We start from the raw sequence: 20863 nt of genomic DNA, 5'->3' as shown, positions 1-20863 counted from the left end.
ACTCAGGAGATCAGCTCGATCTCCGCCAGCGTCGCCGCCGCCGTGCTCACCAGCCGGTACTTCGCGTACGCCTTCGGAGCCGCTACCGAGAAGACCCGGGTCTGCTTGTCCCAGGCGAACGACTGTCCGGACCGCTTGTCGAGGTCCTTCCAGGTGGTGCCGTCCGCCGATCCCTGAAGGACCCAGCCCGTCGGCGCCTTCGCCGCCGCGTCCGAGGTCAGCGTGTACTGGACCGCCTTCGTGCCGGCGGGGGCCGGCAGCTCCACCGACTCGACCTGGGCGGAGGTCGCCGAGGTGTTGTCGAAGAGGGCGCCCGCGCCCTTCAGGGCGTCCTTCGCGGGCGAGGGCACCTTGTCGTCCTTGGTGATGGAGACCGGTGCCGCGTCCTTGCCGGTGCCCCAGGCCGACGGCTTCGGCCCCATGTCGAAGTCCAGCACGCCGCCCTTGGCCAGCAGGTCGTGCGGCAGCGAGGTGGAGGTCCACTTCTTGCCGTTGACCCTCAGGCCCTGGACGTAGATGTTCTTCGCGCTGTTCTTCGGTGCCCGGACGACCAGGTCGTGGCCGTTCTCCAGGTGCACCGTGGTCTTGGTGAACAGCGGGGAGCCGATCGCGTACTCGCCGCTGCCCATGACCAGCGGGTAGAAGCCGAGCGAGGAGAAGAGGTACCAGGCCGACTGCTCGCCGTTGTCCTCGTCGCCGTGGTAGCCCTGGCCGATCTCGCTGCCCGTGTACAGGCGGCCGAGGACCTCGCGGACCTTCTCCTGCGTCTTGTACGGCTCGGAGGCCGCGTCGTACATGTAAGCGACGTGGTGCGCGACCTGGTTGCTGTGGCCGTACTGTCCCATCCGCACGTCACGGGCCTCCGTCATCTCGTGGATGACGCCGCCGTAACTGCCGACGAACTCGGGACCCGCCGTCTCGGGGGTGGAGAAGTACGTGTCCAGCTTCTTGGCCAGACCGTCCCGGCCGCCGTACAGGTTGGCCAGGCCCTTGCTGTCCTGCGGGGCGGTGAAGGCGTAGCCCCAGCCGTTGGTCTCCGTGTAGTCGTAGCCCCACACCCGCGGGTCGTACTGGTCGGCCGGCAGCCGCCAGTCGCCCTTGGCGTCCTTGCCCTGGAAGAAGCCGGCCTTGTCGTCGAACAGCTCGACGTAGTTGCGGGCCCGGTTCATGAAGTACTCGGACTCGTCCTTGTAGCGCTGCTTGTGCGTCTTCTTGTAGAGCGCCTGGCCCATCTGCGCGATGCCGTAGTCGTTGACGTAACCCTCCATCGACCAGGACATGCCCTCGTGGGTCGTGGTGTCGGCGTACCCGACGAACGGGGACGTCGCCATGCCCTTGCGGCCGACGCCGGAGGACGGCGGGACCACCGTGGCGTTCTTCAGGGCCGCGTCGTACGCCGCCTCGGCGTCGAACTTCACGCCCTTGACGTAGGCATCCGCGAACGCGACGTCGGAGGAGGTGCCGGTCATCAGGTCCGAGTAGCCGGGCGAGGACCAGCGGGAGATCCAGCCGCCGTCCTTGTACTGCTGGACGAAGCCGTCCACCATCTCGCCGGCCTTCTTCGGGGTGAGGAAGGAGTACGCCGGCCACGTCGTCCGGTAGGTGTCCCAGAAGCCGTTGTTGACGTACACCTTGCCGTCCACGATCTTCGCGCCGGTGTGCGTCGGGGTGTCCGAGCCGACCTGCGGGGAGAACGGGGAGGCGTACTTGTCCTTGCCGCCGACCTTCTCGAAGCCCGAGTTCGGGTAGAGGTAGAGCCGGTACATGCTGGAGTACAGCGTGGTCAGCTGGTCGGCGCTCGCGCCCTCCACCTCGACCTTGCCCAGCAGGTCGTCCCAGGCGCCCTGGGCCTTGTGCTCGACCCGGTCGAAGGAGCGCGAGGCGGGGATCTCCGCGGCCAGGTTCTGCTTCGCCTGGTCGACGCTGATCAGCGAGGTGGCGAGGCGCAGGTTGACTGTTCGGTCCTTGCCCGCGTCGAAGCGGAGGTAGCCGGTCACATCGTCACCGCCACCGCCGGACAGCTTGCCGCTGCCGGTGACGGGGGCGTCGAAGACGCCGTAGACGAAGAGCCTGGTGGCGCCCGTCGAGCCGCCGCTCTTCACGTCGGAGAACCCGGTGAAGGAGCTGGTCTTCGGGTCGAGGGTGAGCCCGCCGTCGTTGGAGACGTTGTCGAAGACCATGCTCGCGTCCTTGCCCGGATACGTGAACCGCATCCGCGCCGCGTGGTCGGTCGGCGTCATCTCGGCCTTGAGACCGTTCTCGAACGTGACCCCGTAGTAGTGGGGCCTCGCCGTCTCGTTCTCGTGCTTGAACGGCAGCGCGCGTGCCTCGCGGGAGGCGTCCGGGGTGCCGGAGGCCGCGGAGGGCATCAGCTGGAAGGTCTGCCGGTCGCCCATCCAGGGGCTCGGCTCATGACTCGCGCTGAAGGCCTGCATGGTGGGCAGGTTGTCCGCGTTGTTGCCCGAGGCGTAGTCGTACAGCCAGCTCGTCGAACCGGCGTTGGTCACCGGGGTCCAGAAATTGAACCCGTTGGGGACGGCGGTGGCGGGGAAGTTGTTGCCCCGCGAGAAGCTGCCGCTGGAGTTGGTGCCCCGGACGGTCGAGGCGTAGTCCGAGAGGTGCGCCTTGCGCTTCTCCGGAGCCTTCGGGGCGATCTTGACGTCGTCGATCCACCCCTGGAACTTCGACGGCCCCTTGGGGGAGTCGTACGCCACGAGGATCCGGTCGACGGTCTTGCCCGCCGCGACCGTGCCGATGCGCGCGTCGACCTTGTTCCACTGGTTGACGTACAGCCGCTTGGCGTCGGCCTGGCCCTGCGGGGTCAGCAGACCGCCGTTGGAGTCGGTGGCGTGCAGGTCGCTCAGGTACGTGCCGTCGGTGAACGCCAGGTCCACCGCGATGTGCGTGGCCGGGTACGACAGGTCCGTCTTACCCATCTGGGGGTAGACCAGGTAGGACAGCTCGGTGTCCCGGGTGACGACGGTGTTGACGTCGAAGACCTTGTTGTACGAGTAGCCCCGGCCGTCCGCCTTGTGGGTGCCCGCGTAACGCAGTGCCTTCTTCCCGGTGAAGCCCGCGCCGGCCTTGGCGGTGGGGGAGCCGGAGGGGCCGCGGTCGATCTGGCTGCGCATGTCGTCGGGGGCCGGGGCGGAGGTGTCCCCGTCGGAGAACTGGACGTCGGCGAGCTGGGTCGCGTCGGCGGCGCCGTTGTTCTTCGTGATGTCCAGACGGAAGTGCTGGTAGGCCTTGTCCGTCGTGAAGTCGTAGGACTTGGTCTGGAAGCGCTCGGAGAAGGTCTGGCCGGTGCGGGTGTCCAGATCCGTCCAGCTCTTGCCGTCCTCGGAGCCCTGGAGCGTCCAGTCCTTCGGGTCCCGTTCGTCGTGGTCGTCGGCGGAGGTCAGCGCGTAGGTGACGACCTTGACCGGCTCGGACAGATCGAACTCGGCCCAGGCGGTGGGCTTGAACGACAGCCACTTCGTACCGGATTCACCGTCGACGAGGTTTTCCTTCACCTCGCCGCCGCCGGTGTTCTCGTCACTCGCGCGGACGTCTGTGACCTTGTCGGTCACATTGCCCGGTATTCCGGCGGAGAAGCCGCCATCGACACCCGATGTCCGCTTCTTTCCGTCCGGGCCTTCTTCGACGGTATTACGCCAGTCCGGCTGCTTCTCGTCCTCCTCGAAGGAGGAACTGAAAGTTCGGTCGCCCGCAGGCTTATGACCCTTTTCTCCTGACCCGGCCGACTGAGCGGCGGCCGCGGTGGGGGCTGTCACGACCAGGACCAGTGAAGCCGCGATCAGCGCGACCGTACTGTTTTGTCTCTTGCGAGAACCGTGTCGGGGCTGCATGCCGAGCCATTCCTTCCGAGGAAGTGCGCTTGGACAACGTTGTCAGAAGCGTGCGCAAGAACCAGTAGGAAGTGAAGTGCCTGGTGGTGTCAAGGGTGTTGGATGGAAGCCCGGTTCCGAATCAACCGTATTGCGGAAATCGTTACATCTGGCGGAGGCCGTGCGGTGCCGAGGTATCCGCGAGGTCTCAACTCGGGAAAGACTGCCGCTCAAACCTGCATTCGATCTTGCTCAGTTGGGCGCAAGTGGACTATACCTGTCGGCGTCTGCACAGGTTTTTCTCATCTGTGCGACAAGGGGGACAACGGGGTCCGGGCAACTCGACGCGCCACAGGTGCGTCGGCTGGCCCCTCCCCCTACACCCCCCACTGCAATGGCTAGCCTGCAATCTGCACCACCCAAGCGCAACTGACCGCGGTGGCGGGGCCCTTCGCCTGAGGCGAATATCGATGGGCGACCGGTACAACACCGCCTGAGTCCTGGAGAAGGCGAGGACTTGAGCATGGCATCCACCTCCGCCCGCAAGAATGAGGGCCTTGGCCGTCGCGACGTGATCAAGCGGTCTGCCGCACTCGGTCTGATCACCGTTCCGACAATGAGCTTCCTGTCGGCGTGTGCGAGTAGCGACAGCAGCGGCGACGACACGGTCAAGAAGGGCAAGACCAGCGCGAAGAACCCGCTGGGCGTCAATGACACGGCCGGTCTCGACGTGGTCATCTTCAACGGCGGCTTCGGCGAGCAGTACGCCATCGACGCCGAGAAGGAGTACACCAAGGCCTTCCCCAAGGCCAAGGTCAAGCACACCGCGACGCAGAAGATCCAGTCGCAGCTCCAGCCGCGCTTCAACGGCGGCACCCCGCCGGACCTGATCGACAACTCGGGCGCCGAGCAGATGGACATGGGTGTCCTCGTCGGCAAGAAGCAGCTGCTCGACCTGACGCCGCTGATGGACGCCCCGTCCTACGACGACCCGAGCAAGAAGGTCCGCGACACCCTGCGGCCGGGCGTGCTGGAGATGGGTCAGTTCGACGGCGACCCGGTCTGGATCATGTACTACGCGTACACGGTCTACGGCGTCTGGTACTCGCAGACCGCGCTCGAAGGTCTGGACGCCCAGTACCCCGAGACCTGGGACGACATGCTCGCCCTGTGTGCGAAGGCGAAGAAGAAGGGCATCGCCGGCTGGACGTACGCCGGTAAGTACCCCTACTACCTTCCGTTCTCGCTCTACCCGTTCATCGCCAAGATCGGCGGCCGGGAGGTTCTCGACAAGATCGACAACCTGGAGCCGAACGCCTGGAAGGACCCGGCCGTCAAGGCCGCGTTCGAGGCGTACTACGAGCTCCAGCAGAAGGGCTACATCCTCAAGGGCACCGCGGGCCTGACCCACATCCAGTCGCAGACCGAGTGGACCAAGGGCAAGGCACTCTTCATCCCGAACGGTTCGTGGGTGGAGAACGAGGCCGCGCCGACCACGCCCAAGGACTTCAAGATGATGGTCGCGGCGCCGTCCGGCCTGGACTCGTCCGACAAGCTGCCCTTCGGCACCATCTGGGCGTCCGGCGGCGAGCCGTTCATCATCCCGGCCAAGGCGAAGAACCCCGAGGGCGGTATGGAGCAGCTGCGCATCATGCTCTCCGAGGCGTCCTCGAAGAACTTCACCAAGCAGGTCAAGTCGCTGAGCGCCTTCAACGGCGGCACCGACGGACTGACCCTGTCCACGGCCATGCAGTCCGGTGTCGACGCGCTGAAGAAGGCCGGCGACAACGTGGTCAACCCGCGTATGCAGGACTGGTACGTGAAGCTCCAGAAGGAGCAGATCGGCGCGGGCCTCGGCGAGATGATGGCCGGGCGTCTGACGCCCGCGGAAGCCATCAAGAAGATCCAGGCCTACGCGGACGCCGCGGCCAAGGACCAGTCCATCAAGCACTACAAGCACCAGTGAGTAACCGTCACCAGCGGCGGCACCCGCGGAAAGATCGGGGTCGGTAAACGATGCAGCACGGCAAGTACCGCTTCATTGTGGGGTTCCTGGTAGTCCCACTGGTGTTGTACGCGGTCTTCGTCATCTGGCCGTTCATCCAGGCCATCTACTATTCGTTCACGGACTGGACCGGTCTGAGCCCCGACTTCAAGATGGTCGGCTTCGACAACTACACCAGGATGCTGAAGGACGACATCTTCTGGAAGTCCTTGCAGCACAGCCTGCTGCTCGTGCTGCTGCTGCCGCTGGTGACGCTGGGCCTCGCGCTCTTCTTCGCCTTCATGCTCAATGTCGGAGGCCGGCGGCGCAAGAACGCCGCAGTCTCCGGCGTGCGGGGTTCGGGTTTCTACAAGATCGCCTACTTCTTCCCGCAGGTGCTGTCGATCGTCATCGTCGCCCTGCTGTTCCAGTTCGCGTTCAACCCGCGCAGTGGAATGCTGAATTCGGCGCTCAAGGGAGTCGGTCTCGGTTCCATTCAGCCGGACTGGCTGGGTGACCCGAGCCTGGCGCTCATCTGCGTCATGTCGGTGCTGATCTGGTCGACGGTCGGATTCTTCGTCGTCCTCTTCTCCGCCGGAATGGCGTCCATTCCGAAGGACTTCTACGAGGCGGCGCTCCTGGACGGGGCCAGCCGCGTCACGACGTTCTTCCGGATCACCCTGCCGCTGCTCTGGGACACCGTGCAGTCGGGCTGGGTCTACATGGGCATCCTGGCGCTCGGGGTCGAGGCGTTCACGGCGGTACAGGTCATGACCGTGGGCCCCGGCGGCCCCGACTACTCGACCACCGTCCTGCCGCTGTACGTCTACCAGACGGCGTTCCGTGACGGTCAGGCCGGATACGCGACGACGATCGGTGTCGGACTGCTCATCATCACCATGGCGTTCGCCGCCATCGTGATGCGACTGGGCCGGCGCGAGCGGCTGGAGTTCTGATGCCGCGCTCCCCGGGGCGCGGTGCCCGGACCCCCAGCAGGCAAGACAGCCCGGCCGCGGCGGCCGGCTCGACAGTAGTACGAGGTGAGCACACGTGAAGGCCACTGACACCCCTCCCGTGGATAAGGTGACGGAACCGGCCCCCGTGTCCAAGGCGCCCGCACCGGCCGAGAAGGCGAAGAGCAGCGAGGGCAAGGTCCTCAACGTCTTCTCGCACGGTGTGCTGGTCATCTGGGCGATCCTGGTGGTCATGCCGCTGCTCTGGGCGATCATGGCCTCGTTCAAGACGGATGACTCGATCCTGTCGACGCCGTGGGCGCTGCCGGACAAGCTTCACTTCGAGAACTGGTCGCGCGCCTGGAGTCAGGCGCACATGAGCGATTACTTCTTCAACACCATTCTGGTGGTGGGCGGTTCGCTCATCGGCACGCTGCTGCTCGGCTCGATGGCGGCGTACGTACTGGCGCGGTTCGACTTCCCCGGCAACCGCTTCATCTACTACATGTTCATCGGCGGGATGAGCTTCCCGATCATCCTGGCGCTGGTCCCGCTGTTCTTCGTCATGAACAACATGGGCCTGCTGAACACGCGGCACGGACTGATCATGGTCTACATCGCGTACTCGCTGCCGTTCACCGTCTTCTTCCTCACCTCGTTCTTCCGCTCGTTGCCGAGTTCGGTGGCGGAGGCGGCGATGCTCGACGGTGCCTCGCACACCCGGACGTTCTTCCAGGTGATGCTGCCGATGGCGAAGCCCGGCCTGATCAGTGTCGGTATCTTCAACTTCCTCGGGCAGTGGAACCAGTACCTGCTGCCAACGGTGCTGAACACCGATCCGAAGTACCGGGTGCTCTCCCAGGGCCTGGTGGAACTGGCCAACGGGCAGGGCTACAAGGGCGACTGGTCCGGGCTCTTCGCCGGTCTGGTGATGGCGATGCTGCCGGTCCTCGCGGCCTACATCATCTTCCAGCGCCAGGTGGTGGCGGGCCTCACCGCAGGCGCGGTGAAGTAACTCCTCGAACGCGCGCACCGAACGACCGAACCGCCCGCCGGCATCCTCGCCGGCGGGCGGTTCGTCTGTTTACGGGGGAGTTCGCAGGGGTCGACGTGCGAGGGTCCGGTGCTCATCCGAGGCTTCGACTGCTCAAGGTCTTGACGGGGAGTACCCCAAAACGCTCAGCTTAGAGTTCACATGTTGGAGAATATGGCAGGAGTGAGAGAGTCGATGGAGACTCCGGGGTCGCAGACATCTCTGCATCGCGCCAACCTTGAGCGGGTCGTGCGCGCCGTACGTATGGCGGGGTCACTCACCCAGGCGGAGATCGCCAGGAGCACGGGCCTCTCCGCGGCCACCGTCTCCAATATCGTTCGCGAACTCAAAGAGGGCGGCACGGTCGAGGTGACCCCCACCTCCGCGGGCGGCCGCCGCGCGCGCAGCGTCTCCCTCAGCGGTGACGCGGGCATCGTCATCGGCGTCGATTTCGGGCACACGCACCTGCGGGTGGCGGTCGGCAACCTGGCCCACCAGGTGCTGGCCGAGGAGTCCGAGCCGCTGGACGTGGACGCCTCCTCCGCCGAGGGCTTCGGACGGGCGGAACAGCTGGTCAACCGGCTGATCGAGACGACCGGGATCAGTCCCGGCAAGGTGATCGGGGTCGGCCTCGGTGTACCCGGCCCGATCGACGTCGAGTCCGGCACGCTGGGCTCCACGTCGATCCTGCCGGGGTGGACGGGCATCAACCCCAGGGAAGAGCTGGCCGGACGCCTCGGGGTGCCGGTCTACGTCGACAACGACGCCAACCTCGGGGCGCTGGGGGAGCTGGTCTGGGGGAGCGGCCGGGGGGTCAGCGACCTCGCGTACATCAAGGTCGCCAGCGGTGTCGGCGCGGGTCTGGTGATCGACGGGCACATCTACCGGGGCCCCGGTGGCACGGCCGGCGAGATCGGCCACATCACCCTGGACGAATCGGGCCCGGTCTGCCGCTGCGGCAACCGGGGGTGCCTGGAGACGTTCACGGCCGCCCGGTACGTGCTGCCGCTGCTCCAGCCCAGCCACGGCCCCGATCTCACCATGGAGCGGGTGGTCCAGCTGGCCCGTGAGGGCGATCCGGGGTGCCGCCGGGTGATCGGTGACGTCGGGCGGCACATCGGGAGCGGGGTGGCGAACCTCTGCAACCTGCTGAACCCCAGCCGGGTGGTGCTCGGCGGCTCGCTCGCGGAGGCCGGCGAACTGGTCCTCGGGCCGATCCGCGACTCGGTCGCGCGCTACTCCATCCCCAGCGCCGCACGGCAGCTCTCGGTGCTTCCCGGGGCGCTCGGCGGCCGGGCCGAGGTGCTGGGCGCGCTCGCCCTCGTGCTGAGCGAGATGGGGGATTCAACCCTTTTGGAGAGCACCCTCCCTACGGCGACTCCTGCCTTCACTTAGATAACGAATGGCACCGTTGTCATCTCGTTAAGGATTTACTCCTTGACGCTGGCTCTGCGGCCGAGTTGACTTCTGGCCACCTCGGCCGCAACGCTGCGGCCTCGTCAGGGAGGCACACCCGTAATGAACGCAATGACGCGACGCATCGTCATAGGCACGGCCGCGGTTTCCATGGCCGTCTCCCTCGCAGCCTGTGGCAAGGCGGGCGACGACAAGGACGGCGGGAGCGGTGGCGACAGCAAGACCATCGGCCTGCTGCTTCCGGAGAACAAGACCACGCGTTACGAGACCTTCGACCGCCCGATGATCGAGGCGAAGATCAAGGCGCTCTGCTCGGACTGCGACGTCAAGTACAACAACGCCGGCGGCGACGCCGAGACGCAGAAGAAGCAGTTCGACTCGCTCGTCACCCAGGGCGTCAAGGTCATCATCCTGGACACGGTCGACTACAAGGCCGTGAAGTCCTGGGTCCAGCAGGCCGAGAAGAAGGGCGTGAAGGTCGTCGCGTACGACCGTCTCGCCGAGGGCCCGATCTCCGCGTACATCAGCTACGACAACGAGAAGATCGGCCGCCTCCAGGGCGAGGCGCTCGTCAAGGCGCTGGGCGACAAGGCGAAGAGCAGCAACGTCGTCATGATCAACGGCTCGCCGCTCGACCCGAACGCCCCCTTCTTCAAGAAGGGCGCGCACAGCGTCCTGGACACCCAGGTCAAGAAGGTCGTCTACGAGCAGGACATCCCGGACTGGTCGCCGGACGAGGCGAACAAGAAGATGGGTGCCGCCCTCGACTCGCTGGGCAAGAACGGCTTCCAGGGCGTCTACTCCGCGAACGACGGCATGGCCGGCGGCATCATCACCGCCCTCAAGAAGCAGGGTGTGAAGGTCCCGGTCGGCGGCCAGGACTCCGAGCTCGCCGGTCTGCAGCGCATCCTCGCGGGTGAGCAGTCCTTCTCGATCTACAAGCAGATCAAGCCGCAGGCGGACACCACCGCGGGCATCGCGGTGAAGCTCCTCAAGGGCGAGAAGTTCGACGACCTGGTCAACACCAAGGTCGACAGCCTCTCGGGCGAGTTCAAGGCCATCCCGTCGCGGCTGTACGACGCCACGGTCGTGACCAAGGAGAACATCGGCTCCACGATCGTCGCGGACAAGGTCTACAAGGCCTCCGAGATCTGCACCCCCGAGTACAAGAAGGCGTGCGACGCCGCCGGCATCAAGTAACACCGGCGGGCGAGCCCCCAGGGGCGCCCCTTGCCAGTCCGGCCCCCGCCCCGTCAACGCCCCGCAAAGCGGGGGCGGGGCCGGACTCTCCTCACCGGATCCGGTCGTCGGACTGCCGCCGCCCCAGGCCCCAAGGGCCATCAGGCGACGACGGTGGTCCGACGGCCCGAACCGGCACCCCCTGTGCAATGCAGCACCATCCCCGCCGGTCAGGCGGCGAAGGAGATGATTCACGTGTCCGCTACGCCCGTGCTGGCGTTGCGCGGAATCTCCAAGCGGTTCGGCGCCGTTCAGGCGCTCACCGATGTGAACCTGGAGATTCATTCCGGCGAAGTGGTTGCCCTGGTCGGCGACAACGGCGCCGGCAAGTCAACCCTTGTCAAGACCATCTCGGGTGTTCACCCGATCGACGAAGGCGCCATCGAGTGGGAGGGCGGGACGGTCCGGATCAACCGGCCGAACGACGCCCAGGACCTCGGAATCGCCACCGTCTACCAGGACTTGGCCCTCTGCGACAACCTCGATGTCGTCGCCAACCTCTTCCTCGGCAACGAGCTCCGCAGCGTCTCCGTCCTCGACGAGATCGCGATGGAGAAGCGCGCTAAGGAACTCCTGGACACCCTGTCCATCCGGATCCCCAGCGTCCGCATCCCGGTCGCCTCGCTCTCCGGTGGCCAGCGCCAGGTCGTGGCCATCGCCCGCGCCCTGATCGGCGACCCCAAGGTCGTCATCCTGGACGAGCCGACCGCCGCACTCGGCGTCGAGCAGACCGCCCAGGTCCTCGACCTCGTGGAGCGGCTGCGCGAGCGCGGCCACGGCGTCATCCTCATCAGCCACAACATGGCCGATGTGAACGCCGTCGCGGACCGCGTCGCGGTGCTCCGTCTGGGCCGCAACAACGGCGTCTTCGACGTCGCGACCACCTCCCACGAAGAGGTCATCGCCGCCATCACCGGCGCCACGGACAATGCCGTCACGCGCCGCCAGGCACGCACAGTCACGAAGGAGGACGCAAAGTGAGCGACCTCGCCAAGACCCCCGGGCCTTCCGCCGAGAAGACCGAGAAGGCCGGGCAGAGTGCCACGGTGCCGGCCCAGGCGACCGTCCCCGCGGTGGACCCCCGCCTGCTCATCCGCGAGGAGGGCTTCAAGGGCTACTGGTCGGAGTTCACCCGCAAGGTGCGCGGCGGTGAGCTCGGCTCGCTGCCGGTCTTCGTCGGACTGATCGTCATCGCGATCGTCTTCCAGTTCCAGAACAGCAACTTCCTCTCCGCCAGTTCCGTCGCCAACATCGCCGTGTACAGCTCCGGCCTCGGCATCATGGCGGTCGGCATCGTGTTCGTGCTGCTGCTCGGCGAGATCGACCTCTCGGTCGGCTCCGTCGCCGGTGTCGGCGCGGCCACCTGGGCCGTGCTCAACGTCAACCACGGCTGGCCGGAGTGGCTGGGCATCCTCACCGCCGTCCTCGCCGGGACCGCGCTGGGCGCCCTGCACGGCTTCTTCTTCGCGAAGATCGGGGTGCCTGCCTTCGTCGTCACCCTGGCCGGCTTCCTCGGCTGGAGCGGTCTGCAGGACTGGATGATGGGCGGCGAGGGCTCGATCAACACGCCGTCCGGCAGTGTCGTCGAGGACCTCACCAACTACTTCTTCGAGGACAAGGCCGTCGGCTACGGCCTCGCCCTGGTCGCCGTGATCGCGTACGCCGTGTCCCTGCTGGTGGACAGCAAGCGCCGCAAGGCCGCGAACCTGCCCGCCCGCCCGGTCACCGAGATCGTGCTGCGCACCGCCGTCGTCGCCGTCCTGTGCTTCGTCGTCGCGTACGTCCTGAACGAGCCCGAGGGCGCCCGCGGTCTGCCGCTGGCCCTGGTGCTCTTCCTCGCCGTCCTGGTGATCGCGGACTTCGTGGCCCGCCGGACGACCTTCGGCCGCCAGGTCTTCGCGGTCGGCGGCAACGCGGAGGCCGCGCGCCGCGCCGGTATCAGCGTGGACCGCATCCGCATCATCGTCTTCGCGCTCTCCGGCACGCTGGGCGCCTTCGGCGGACTCTTCATCGCCAGCCTCTCCGGCGGCGCCACCAAGAGCGTCGGCGGCGGCAACACCCTGATGCTGGTGATCGCGGCCGCGGTCATCGGCGGCACCAGCCTCTTCGGTGGCCGGGGCAAGGTCTGGTCCGCGCTCCTCGGCATGGTCGTCATCCAGTCGATCCAGCAGGGCCTGAACATGATCGGCATGGCCAACGCCGTGCAGTACATGATCACCGGCGCGGTTCTCCTCGCCGCCGTGGTCATCGACTCGGTCTCCCGTCGCACGCAGAAGACCGCGGGCCGCGCCTAGTACGGCGCCCGCACCTCAACACGGCAGTGCCCGGCGCCCCTTCGGGGGGCGCCGGGCACTTTCGCGTTCGCGGTACGGGCGGTCACCCTCACTGGTGACATTAGTGTGCGGCGCACAGTATCGTGTCAGGCGTGGGCACCGATGAACTGATCCTCAGCCAGGCCCAGGAGCTGCGCCGCGGCACGGTCGTGCTGGCCTGCCTGGCCCTCCTGGAAGAACCGCGGTACGGCTACGCACTGCTGGAGACGCTCGGTGACGCCGGGATCGCGGTGGACGGCAACACCCTCTATCCGCTGCTGCGGCGCCTGGAGAAACAGGGGCTGCTCGTCAGCGAGTGGAACACCGAGCAGTCCCGGCCGCGGAAGTTCTACCGGATCAGCGCCGAGGGAGCCCGGGTCCGCACCGGGCTGCTGCGCGAGTGGCGGGCCCTGGACGCCTCGATAGCACGCCTGACCAAGGGGGAGGACCGATGAGAACGCCGAGTGCGCCCGGCACCGGGACGCTGACCGACCGCTATGTCGCGGAGGTCGTCCGGCGCATCCCGGCCGGCCGGCGCGGCGACGTGGCCGAGGAGCTGTCCGCCACGATCGCCGACACCGTCGAGGCCAGGGGGCCCAACGACCCGGCGACCGCCGAACGCGAGGTACTCACCGAGATGGGCGACCCCATCCGGCTCGCCGCCGGCTACGCGGACCGGCCGCTCACCCTGATCGGGCCCGGCCTCTACCCGGCGTACGTACGGCTCCTCACCGTGCTGCTCCTCGCCGTGCTGCCGGCCGTCACCGCGGTCGGCGCCGTCCTCGACGTCGTGGACGGGCGGGGAGCCGCGTCGGTGATCGGCGGGGCCGTGGGGACGGTGCTCTCCCTCGGCGCCCAGCTGGTCGCCTGGCTCACCGTGGTCTTCGCCCTGGCCGAGCGGTCCGGCAAGCGCCCCGGCGCACCCGGCAGGGCGCTCTGGACGCCGGACGAGCTGCCCGAGTCCCGTGCGCCGGGAAGCCGCGGCGCGCTGGCGTACGCCGGTACCGCCTGGCACGCGCTGCTGATCGCCCTGATCGTGTGGCAGCACACCGCGCAGCCGTACCGGACCGACGCGGGCGTCCACCTCGACGTGCTGGAGCCGGGCCTCTGGTCGGGCTGGATCTGGCCCGTCCTGGCCGGGCTCGCCGGACTCGTGGCGCTCGACGTGATCCGGGCGGTGCGGGCTCCGACGCGGGCGCTCGCGGTGTGGAACATCGCCGCGGAGGCGGCGTTCACGCTGCCGCTCGCGTGGATCCTGTACCGGCGGGAGTTCTTCGACCCGGCCTTCCTGGCGGACGTCAACGGCGGCTGGCACACCCCGGACTCCTTCTACACCGTCGCGGTTCTGCTGGTCCTGGTGGGGGGCGCGCGCGGGGTGATGCGGCGGCTCGCGGAGGCGCGGGCCTGAATCCGCGGCGTCGTTCCCGTCACAGTGCCCGTCCGGAACCATTCGCGACGCGCCCCGAACGCACAGGTGGGACCGGTCGGCCCGGCCGCGCGGCCCGGGACCGGTGGGTCAGCACACGCCCGCCCGATGTCCGTGGCGGCGAACGGAACATTAGACTCATCGGATCGGCATGCTCGACCAGCACAATCGCAAGGAGGCACGGTGACACAGCCGCGCGAAGCGCGTCATGCACGGGCGGTGGTGGGCGACGGATGGGATCTGCTGGCCAGCATCGGCGGACCGCGTGACCTGGACCGGCTCACCCCCGAGCAGCTGGAGCAGCTCGCCGAAGAGATCCGGACCTTCCTCGTCGACGCGGTCTCCAAGACCGGCGGACACCTCGGACCCAACCTGGGCGTGGTCGAGCTGACCATCGCCCTGCACCGGGTCTTCGACTCCCCGAAGGACAAGGTCCTCTTCGACACCGGCCACCAGAGCTACGTCCACAAGCTCCTCACCGGCCGCCAGGACTTCACGAAGCTCAAGAGCAAGGGCGGCCTCTCCGGCTACCCCTCGCGCGCCGAGTCCGAGCACGACGTCATCGAGAACAGCCACGCCTCCACGGTGCTCGGCTGGGCCGACGGCCTCGCCAAGGCCAACGAGGTGCTGAAGCGTCCCGACCACGTCGTCGCGGTCATCGGTGACGGGGCGCTCACCGGCGGCATGGCCTGGGAGGCGCTGAACAACATCGCCGCCGCGAAGGACCGCCCGCTCGTCATCGTCGTCAACGACAACGAGCGCTCCTACGCGCCGACGATCGGCGGCCTCGCCAACCACCTGGCGACCCTGCGCACCACCGACGGCTACGAACGCTTCCTGGCCCGCGGCAAGGACCTCCTGGAGCGCACCCCCGTCGTCGGCAGGCCGCTGTACGAGACGCTGCACGGCGCCAAGAAGGGCCTCAAGGACTTCATCGCCCCGCAGGGCATGTTCGAGGACCTCGGGCTGAAGTACGTCGGCCCGATCGACGGACACGACCTGGAGGCACTGGAGTCCGCGCTCCAGCGCGCCAAGCGCTTCGGCGGCCCGGTCATCGTCCACTGCCTCACCGAGAAGGGCCGCGGCTACACCCCGGCGCTGCTGGACGAGGCCGACCGCTTCCACGCCGTCGGCAAGATCCACCCCGACACCGGCCTGCCCGTCGCCACCTCCGGACTCGACTGGACCTCCGTGTTCGGCGAGGAGATGGTCAAGCTCGGCAAGGAGCGCGAGGACATCGTCGCGATCACCGCGGCCATGCTCCAGCCGGTCGGCCTGACCAAGTTCGAGAAGGCGTTCCCGGACCGGATCTACGACGTCGGCATCGCGGAGCAGCACGGCGCGGTCTCCGCGGCGGGCCTCGCCACCGGCGGCCTGCACCCCGTCTTCGCGGTCTACGCCACCTTCCTCAACCGCGCCTTCGACCAGGTCCTCATGGACGTCGCCCTGCACAAGTGCGGCGTGACCTTCGTCCTGGACCGGGCCGGGGTCACCGGCACGGACGGCGCCTCGCACAACGGCATGTGGGACATGTCGATCCTCCAGTGCGTGCCCTCGCTCCGGATCGCCGCCCCGCGCGACGCCGACCAGGTCCGCGCCCAGCTGCGCGAGGCCGTCGCGGTCGACGACGCCCCGACGGTCGTCCGGTTCTCCAAGGGCGCGGTCGGCCCGTCGGTCAAGGCCGTCTCCACGGCCGGCGGCATGGACGTGCTCCGCGAGCCCGGTACCTCCCGGCCCGACGTCCTGCTCGTCTCCATCGGCGCGCTCGCCCCGATGTGCCTGGAGATCGCGGATCTGCTGGACGCCCAGGGCATCTCGACCACGGTCGTCGACCCGCGCTGGGTGAAGCCCGTGGACGAGGCCATGGCGCCGCTCGCCGCGAAGCACCGCGTCGTCGTCACCGTCGAGGACAACAGCCGGGCCGGCGGCGTCGGCTCGGCCGTCGCCCAGGCGCTGCGCGACGCGGACGTCGACGTACCGCTGCGCGACTTCGGCATCCCGCCGGTCTTCCTCGACCACGCCTCCCGCAAGGAGGTCATGGCCGAGATCGGGCTGACCGCACCGGACATCGCCCGTCAGGTCACCGGTCTGGTCGCCAAGCTCGACGGCCGCTACGAGACGGACGCGGAGAGCCGCTCCGTGGCGGAGCCCGTCCGGGACTGATCCGTAACGCGGTTCCACCAATGGGCCGGTCGCCCACCCTCCACGGGTGGTCCGACCGGCCCATTCGCGTGAAATCCCGTCCTGCGGGGCGTGCCGGGAGCGAGCCGGTCCGAATCTCCGAATCATGGCACCCACGACGAGTGCGTGGAGGTACGCCGGTGAGCACGCAGCAGGACCTGCCCCCCAGCCGGGACGGGCTGTTCAGGACCAAGACGATCGAACAGTCCATCCGCGACACCGAGGAGCCGGAGCACGCCCTCAAGAAGTCCCTCTCCGCCCTGGACCTCACGGTCTTCGGAGTGGGCGTCATCATCGGCACCGGGATCTTCGTCCTCACCGGCAAGGTGGCCAAGGAGACGGCGGGACCCGCCACCGCCATCGCGTTCGTGGTCGCGGGCGTCGTCTGCGCCCTGGCCGCCCTCTGCTACGCGGAATTCGCCTCCACCGTCCCGGTGGCCGGGTCCGCGTACACCTTCTCCTACGCCTCGCTCGGTGAACTGGTCGCCTGGATCATCGGCTGGGACCTGGTGCTGGAGTTCGCGCTGGGCACGGCGGTGGTGGCGGTCGGCTGGTCCGGCTACGTCCGCTCACTGCTGGACAACATCGGCTGGTCACTGCCGAACGCGCTCTCCGGGACCGACGCGACGAAAGGATTCGGCTTCGACATCCTCGCGTTCGTCCTGGTCCTGATCCTCACCGTCATCCTGGTGCTGGGCATGAAGCTCTCCGCCCGGGTCACCACCGTCGTGGTGGCGATCAAGGTGGCCGTCGTGCTGATCGTGATCATCGCGGGCCTCTTCTTCATCGACACCGCGAACTACTCGCCCTTCATCCCCGAGGCGCAGCCGCAGTCCGCCGGATCGGGCCTGCAGGCGCCGCTCGTCCAGCTGATCTTCGGGTACGCGCCCACCAACTTCGGCGTCATGGGCATCTTCACCGCCGCCTCCGTCGTCTTCTTCGCCTTCATCGGCTTCGACGTGGTGGCCACGGCGGCCGAGGAGACCAAGGTTCCGCAGCGCGACATGCCGCGCGGCATCATGGCCTCGCTCCTCATCTGCACCACGCTCTACGTCGCCGTATCGATCGTGGTCACCGGAATGGAGCATTACACCGAACTCTCCGTGGACGCCCCGCTGGCCGACGCCTTCAAGGCGGTCGGCCACCCCGTCTACGCCGGGATCATCAGCTTCGGCGCGGCCGTCGGCCTCACCGTGGTCTGCATGATCCTGCTGCTCGGCCAGACCCGGGTGTTCTTCGCGATGAGCCGGGACGGACTCCTCCCGCGCTTCTTCTCCAAGACCCACCCGCGCTTCCACACCCCGTACCGCCCGACCATCCTGCTCGGCGTGATCATCGCGGTCGTCGCCGGATTCACCAGCATCGACGAGCTCGCGACCCTGGTGAACATCGGCACGCTCTTCGCGTTCGTGGTCGTCGCCCTGGGTGTCATGGTCCTGCGCCGCACCCGCCCGGAGCTGCACCGCGCCTTCCGCACCCCGTGGGTCCCGCTGATCCCGGTCCTCTCGGTCGCCGCGTCCGTCTGGCTGATGCTCAACCTGCCGGCCGAGACCTGGCTGCGGTTCGGCATCTGGATGGTCATCGGCGTCGTCATCTACTTCGTCTACGGCCGCAAGCACAGCCGGGTCCAACGCGGCAGCTGAACGCCGCCGGGCGGTCAGCCGCCGGTGGCGGGCGACTTCCTGGCGGACGCGGGGATGGCGGTGTCCTCGCGCAGCGCCTTCCAGACCGCCCCGGCCTGCGGCTGCGCCGGCACCACGCGGTTGGGGTCGATCCGGTCGTACGCCACCGGCAGCATGACGGTGTCCATCGAGCCCGGGTCGACGCCGTTCATCGAACGGGCGAATTTGCTCAGCGACTTGAGGGAGGCGAGGCCCTCGTCGGTGGTGAGGGACTTGGTCGCGGAGTTGGCGATCCGATAGGTGCTGGCCGGACTGCCCAGCAGGTCCTTCGACTTGACCTCGCCGAGGAGGGCCAGCAGGAACTGCTGCTGGAGTCCGATCCGGCCGAGGTCGCTGCCGTCCCCGATGCCGTAACGGGTGCGGACGTAGGACAGGGACTCGGTGCCGTCGAGCTTGTGGGGACCGGCGGTGAGGTCGAGTCCGGAGGCCTTGTCGTGGATATCCTGGGGCACATCGACGGTGACGCCGCCTATGGCGTCGACGAGGTCCTTGAATCCGGCGAAGTTGATCTCCAGGTAGTGGTCGATACGGACCCCGGACATCTTCTCCACGGTCTTGACCACGCAGGCCGGACCGACCTGGGAGTAGACGGAGTTGAACATCACGCGGTTCGCGGAGCCCATGGTCGAGCCGTCGGACGTGACGCACTCGGGCCGGGTCACCAGGGTGTCGCGCGGGATGGAGACGGCGATGGCCCTGCTGCGGCCCTCGGGGATGTGCACGACCATCGCGGTGTCGGAGCGTGCGCCGCTCACGCCGCCCCCGCCGCCCAGCGCCTTGTTCTCCGCCCCGGCGCGCGAGTCGGAGCCGAGGACCAGCAGATTCTGCCCGCTGGTGGGGAGCCTCTCGGGGCGGTCGTCACCGAGAGCCCTGTCGATGTCGACGCCCTTGATGTTTCCGTCGAGCCGGCTGTAGAGCCAGTACGCTGTCCCGCCCGCGGCGATGACGATCACCAGGACCGACAGCAGGAGCCCCCGGCGTATTCGCCGGCCGCGCGTCCGTTCGCGCCCGCGCCCGCGGCGGGGACTTTCCGGGGAACTCTGTCTGTCAGATGTGCTGGCGTCTTGGCTCATCCTGAAGGAGTCCTCACAACTGGTGTGCGCACGGGGCCCACAGCGGGATTGTGACGGCCCCTGGCACGTAACGGGGCCTGTTCCGGCCGCGAATCGTACGCTGGTGCACCCCGGAATACCCCTTCTTTCCGGGGTTTAGGATGTAACAGGTTCGAATTTGTGCGCGAGTTGTCGGATGTAAGTTCTGGAAAGGTAATCGCAGAATCATGCTCGGACAGGATGCCCGCGCGACCTCGAAGGTTGCTCCCGGGGCCCCGGCGCTAAGCGGCATCTGGCTCACCCGCGGCAAGGACGGCCGGCTCACCGCGTACGTCGCCGGTGACGGCGGTCTGCGCCGCTGGTCGGAGACGCGTCCCGGCGGTCCGCAGTGGGACGCCCCCGATGTGGTGCGGCTGCCGGAACTGACGCATCTGTCCGTGGCGCAGAACTCCCAGGGCTACGTGCACTTCGCCGGCCGCCGCGAACGGCCCGCGGCCTCGGGCGGCGTCACCGTGGACATCGTGCACGCGATCCAGTACCAGACGGGACGCCCGGTCTCGTCCTGGAACTCGCTGCGCAACCCGCACAAGGAAGCCGATGTCGGCAGCAGGTTCGGCGCGCCCGTCGTCGTGGTGAACGCCTCCGGAGAGGTGCACGTCGCCGCCCGCAACGGGCGCGGCGGCATGATGGTGCGCCGGGAGCGCGCCGACGGCAAGTGGCGCGGCTGGGAGGACCTGCGCTGCACGCGCATCAAGGAGGTCCCCGCCGTGGTGGCGCTCGATTCCGGCTGTCTGGAGATCTTCGCCTCGACCGACAAGGAGACGCTGCACTGGCAGCAGGAGAAGCCCGGTGGCGGCTGGGGCGAGGTGCGGCGTTCGCCCTTCGCGGTCAGCCCGGGGTCGCTCGCGGTACTGGAGACGGCACCCGGTCGCGCGACGTACTTCTGGACCGACCCCGCCGGCGGTGTCGTCGCGCACCGGGCCGACGGCTCGCCGATGGAGCTCGGCGGTACGCCCGGCGACGGCGGGCACGCCGTGATCCGCACGGAGCTGGACGGGCTGGACTGCACGGTGCTGGCCCACCGCGGGGCGAACGGCGCGGTGGCCGTCGGGGTCGGGGTCACCGAGGACGAGTCCGGCGGCGTGTGGTGGTCGGACACCGGCGCGGCCTGCCTGGGCACCCCGGCCCTGACGCACGACGCGCTCGGCCGGGTGGTCATGGCCGCCGTCGGCATGGACGGGGCGCCCCGGGTGGCACGCCAGACGGACGGGCCGGGGCTCGGCTTCGACGAATGGCGTGCGCTGTGAAGACCGTCCGGAGGCGGCGACGGTAGCCGGGCCCCGGCCCTTCTGCGACATGCTCAGTCGGCGAGGTCTACCCACGCGTTCACGACGTACCCCGCACCCCACGGGTTGGAGGCGACCGAAGTCTGGCCGACCGGGGCCCAGTTACCGAGCACGATGCGCTGCGGCAGTCTGGGGTCGAGCGGGTTGAGCACGGCGTGAATCCGGTGCTGACCGGTACCGCTGGTGCACAGGCTGGAAAGGCTGCTCCCGGACGAGACGGTGCAGTTGCCGGGCGTGGCCTGGGCGGCGGGCGCCGTGGCCAGCGTCAGACCGGCTGTGGCCGCCGCGACCGCGACGGCAGCGGCGAGACCGTGTTTCCTGGGCAGGGACTTCGTGAACATGAGGGCTCCTTCGTCCGATGACGATGTGTCTGGGGAAGAGGTTCATGTGCGTGGAGAGTGTGGAGCGGAAC

At 68.2% G+C, this 20863-nt stretch carries 15 protein-coding genes; 12 read left to right on the top strand and 3 right to left on the bottom strand.

The genetic code is table 11. The features are described from left to right. Window positions 1-2: 2 nt before the first annotated feature. Window positions 3-3848 carry a GH92 family glycosyl hydrolase gene (locus tag ACFVQ0_RS06630; protein WP_390085169.1) on the bottom strand — a complete coding sequence of 1282 codons (3846 nt, stop codon included), beginning with the start codon at window positions 3846-3848 and terminating at the stop codon, window positions 3-5. Between the two features lie 502 nt (window positions 3849-4350). Between ACFVQ0_RS06630 and ngcE the strand changes: the two genes are divergently transcribed. The 11 genes from ngcE (at window position 4351) to ACFVQ0_RS06575 (ending at window position 18014) form a co-directional block, all read left to right on the top strand. Further along, entirely contained in the window at window positions 4351-5793 is a 1443-nt protein-coding gene (ngcE, locus tag ACFVQ0_RS06625) for an N-acetylglucosamine/diacetylchitobiose ABC transporter substrate-binding protein (protein ID WP_390085167.1), read from the top strand. A gap of 50 nt (window positions 5794-5843) precedes the next feature. Continuing rightward, complete coding sequence (locus ACFVQ0_RS06620; protein ID WP_363224031.1) at window positions 5844-6767, top strand: sugar ABC transporter permease; 924 nt, start codon at window positions 5844-5846, stop codon at window positions 6765-6767. 94 nt (window positions 6768-6861) lie between these two features. After that, window positions 6862-7779: a carbohydrate ABC transporter permease gene (locus ACFVQ0_RS06615; RefSeq protein WP_390085165.1), complete on the top strand. Its 918-nt coding sequence runs from the start codon at window positions 6862-6864 to the stop codon at window positions 7777-7779. A 213-nt stretch (window positions 7780-7992) separates the two neighbouring features. After that, window positions 7993-9192 carry an ROK family transcriptional regulator gene (locus ACFVQ0_RS06610; protein WP_073734867.1) on the top strand — a complete coding sequence of 400 codons (1200 nt, stop codon included), beginning with the start codon at window positions 7993-7995 and terminating at the stop codon, window positions 9190-9192. A 123-nt stretch (window positions 9193-9315) separates the two neighbouring features. Continuing rightward, window positions 9316-10413, top strand: a complete 1098-nt coding sequence (locus tag ACFVQ0_RS06605) for a substrate-binding domain-containing protein (RefSeq protein ID WP_390085164.1) — start codon at window positions 9316-9318, stop codon at window positions 10411-10413. Window positions 10414-10638: 225 nt separating this feature from the next. Beyond that, window positions 10639-11433, top strand: a complete 795-nt coding sequence (locus tag ACFVQ0_RS06600; protein WP_311302591.1) for an ATP-binding cassette domain-containing protein — start codon at window positions 10639-10641, stop codon at window positions 11431-11433. Next, window positions 11430-12746, top strand: coding sequence for a sugar ABC transporter permease (locus tag ACFVQ0_RS06595; RefSeq protein WP_390085162.1), 1317 nt, complete (start codon window positions 11430-11432; stop codon window positions 12744-12746). The genes ACFVQ0_RS06600 and ACFVQ0_RS06595 overlap by 4 nt, the downstream gene beginning before the upstream one ends. 131 nt (window positions 12747-12877) lie before the next feature. Then, complete coding sequence (locus ACFVQ0_RS06590; RefSeq protein ID WP_390085160.1) at window positions 12878-13219, top strand: PadR family transcriptional regulator; 342 nt, start codon at window positions 12878-12880, stop codon at window positions 13217-13219. After that, window positions 13216-14172: an HAAS signaling domain-containing protein gene (locus ACFVQ0_RS06585; protein WP_390085158.1), complete on the top strand. Its 957-nt coding sequence runs from the start codon at window positions 13216-13218 to the stop codon at window positions 14170-14172. Before ACFVQ0_RS06590 ends, ACFVQ0_RS06585 begins: the two co-directional genes overlap by 4 nt. 201 nt (window positions 14173-14373) lie before the next feature. Next, window positions 14374-16353 (top strand): 1-deoxy-D-xylulose-5-phosphate synthase, encoded by a 1980-nt coding sequence (dxs, locus tag ACFVQ0_RS06580; RefSeq protein WP_390085157.1) that lies wholly within the window; start codon window positions 14374-14376, stop codon window positions 16351-16353. Between the two features lie 158 nt (window positions 16354-16511). Next, the gene (locus ACFVQ0_RS06575; protein ID WP_390085155.1) at window positions 16512-18014 is read left to right on the top strand and encodes an amino acid permease; all 1503 of its coding nucleotides are present in this window, start codon (window positions 16512-16514) and stop codon (window positions 18012-18014) included. Window positions 18015-18028: 14 nt separating this feature from the next. On the opposite strand, the gene ACFVQ0_RS06570 is transcribed toward ACFVQ0_RS06575, so the two are convergent. Next, window positions 18029-19126, bottom strand: a complete 1098-nt coding sequence (locus tag ACFVQ0_RS06570) for an LCP family protein (protein WP_390085153.1) — start codon at window positions 19124-19126, stop codon at window positions 18029-18031. A 206-nt stretch (window positions 19127-19332) separates the two neighbouring features. On the opposite strand from ACFVQ0_RS06570, the gene ACFVQ0_RS06565 reads away from it, so the two are divergent. Further along, window positions 19333-20412, top strand: a complete 1080-nt coding sequence (locus ACFVQ0_RS06565; protein WP_390085152.1) for a hypothetical protein — start codon at window positions 19333-19335, stop codon at window positions 20410-20412. Between the two features lie 53 nt (window positions 20413-20465). Here the strand turns inward: ACFVQ0_RS06565 and ACFVQ0_RS06560 are convergent, their stop codons facing one another. Continuing rightward, a complete protein-coding gene (locus ACFVQ0_RS06560; RefSeq protein ID WP_390085150.1) occupies window positions 20466-20792 on the bottom strand; it encodes a hypothetical protein in 327 nt (108 codons plus the stop codon). Window positions 20793-20863 lie beyond the last annotated feature (71 nt).

Origin of the sequence: Streptomyces sp. NPDC057900 (assembly GCF_042887885.1) — a bacterium.
Lineage (GTDB): Bacteria > Actinomycetota > Actinomycetes > Streptomycetales > Streptomycetaceae > Streptomyces.
Note: the sequence above shows the minus strand (reverse complement) of the source record. Positions and strands in the feature narration are given on the sequence as shown.

Excerpts from the sequence above, each read along its gene's own strand:
- ACFVQ0_RS06630 (WP_390085169.1), bottom strand. The coding sequence starts at position 3,848 with ATGCAGCCCCGACACGGTTCTCGCAAGAGACAAAACAGTACGGTCGCG.
- ngcE (WP_390085167.1), top strand. The coding sequence starts at position 4,351 with ATGGCATCCACCTCCGCCCGCAAGAATGAGGGCCTTGGCCGTCGCGAC.
- ACFVQ0_RS06620 (WP_363224031.1), top strand. The coding sequence starts at position 5,844 with ATGCAGCACGGCAAGTACCGCTTCATTGTGGGGTTCCTGGTAGTCCCA.
- ACFVQ0_RS06610 (WP_073734867.1), top strand. The coding sequence starts at position 7,993 with ATGGAGACTCCGGGGTCGCAGACATCTCTGCATCGCGCCAACCTTGAG.
- ACFVQ0_RS06605 (WP_390085164.1), top strand. The coding sequence starts at position 9,316 with ATGAACGCAATGACGCGACGCATCGTCATAGGCACGGCCGCGGTTTCC.
- ACFVQ0_RS06600 (WP_311302591.1), top strand. The coding sequence starts at position 10,639 with ATGATTCACGTGTCCGCTACGCCCGTGCTGGCGTTGCGCGGAATCTCC.
- ACFVQ0_RS06585 (WP_390085158.1), top strand. The coding sequence starts at position 13,216 with ATGAGAACGCCGAGTGCGCCCGGCACCGGGACGCTGACCGACCGCTAT.
- ACFVQ0_RS06570 (WP_390085153.1), bottom strand. The coding sequence starts at position 19,126 with ATGAGCCAAGACGCCAGCACATCTGACAGACAGAGTTCCCCGGAAAGT.
- ACFVQ0_RS06565 (WP_390085152.1), top strand. The coding sequence starts at position 19,333 with ATGCTCGGACAGGATGCCCGCGCGACCTCGAAGGTTGCTCCCGGGGCC.
- ACFVQ0_RS06560 (WP_390085150.1), bottom strand. The coding sequence starts at position 20,792 with ATGTTCACGAAGTCCCTGCCCAGGAAACACGGTCTCGCCGCTGCCGTC.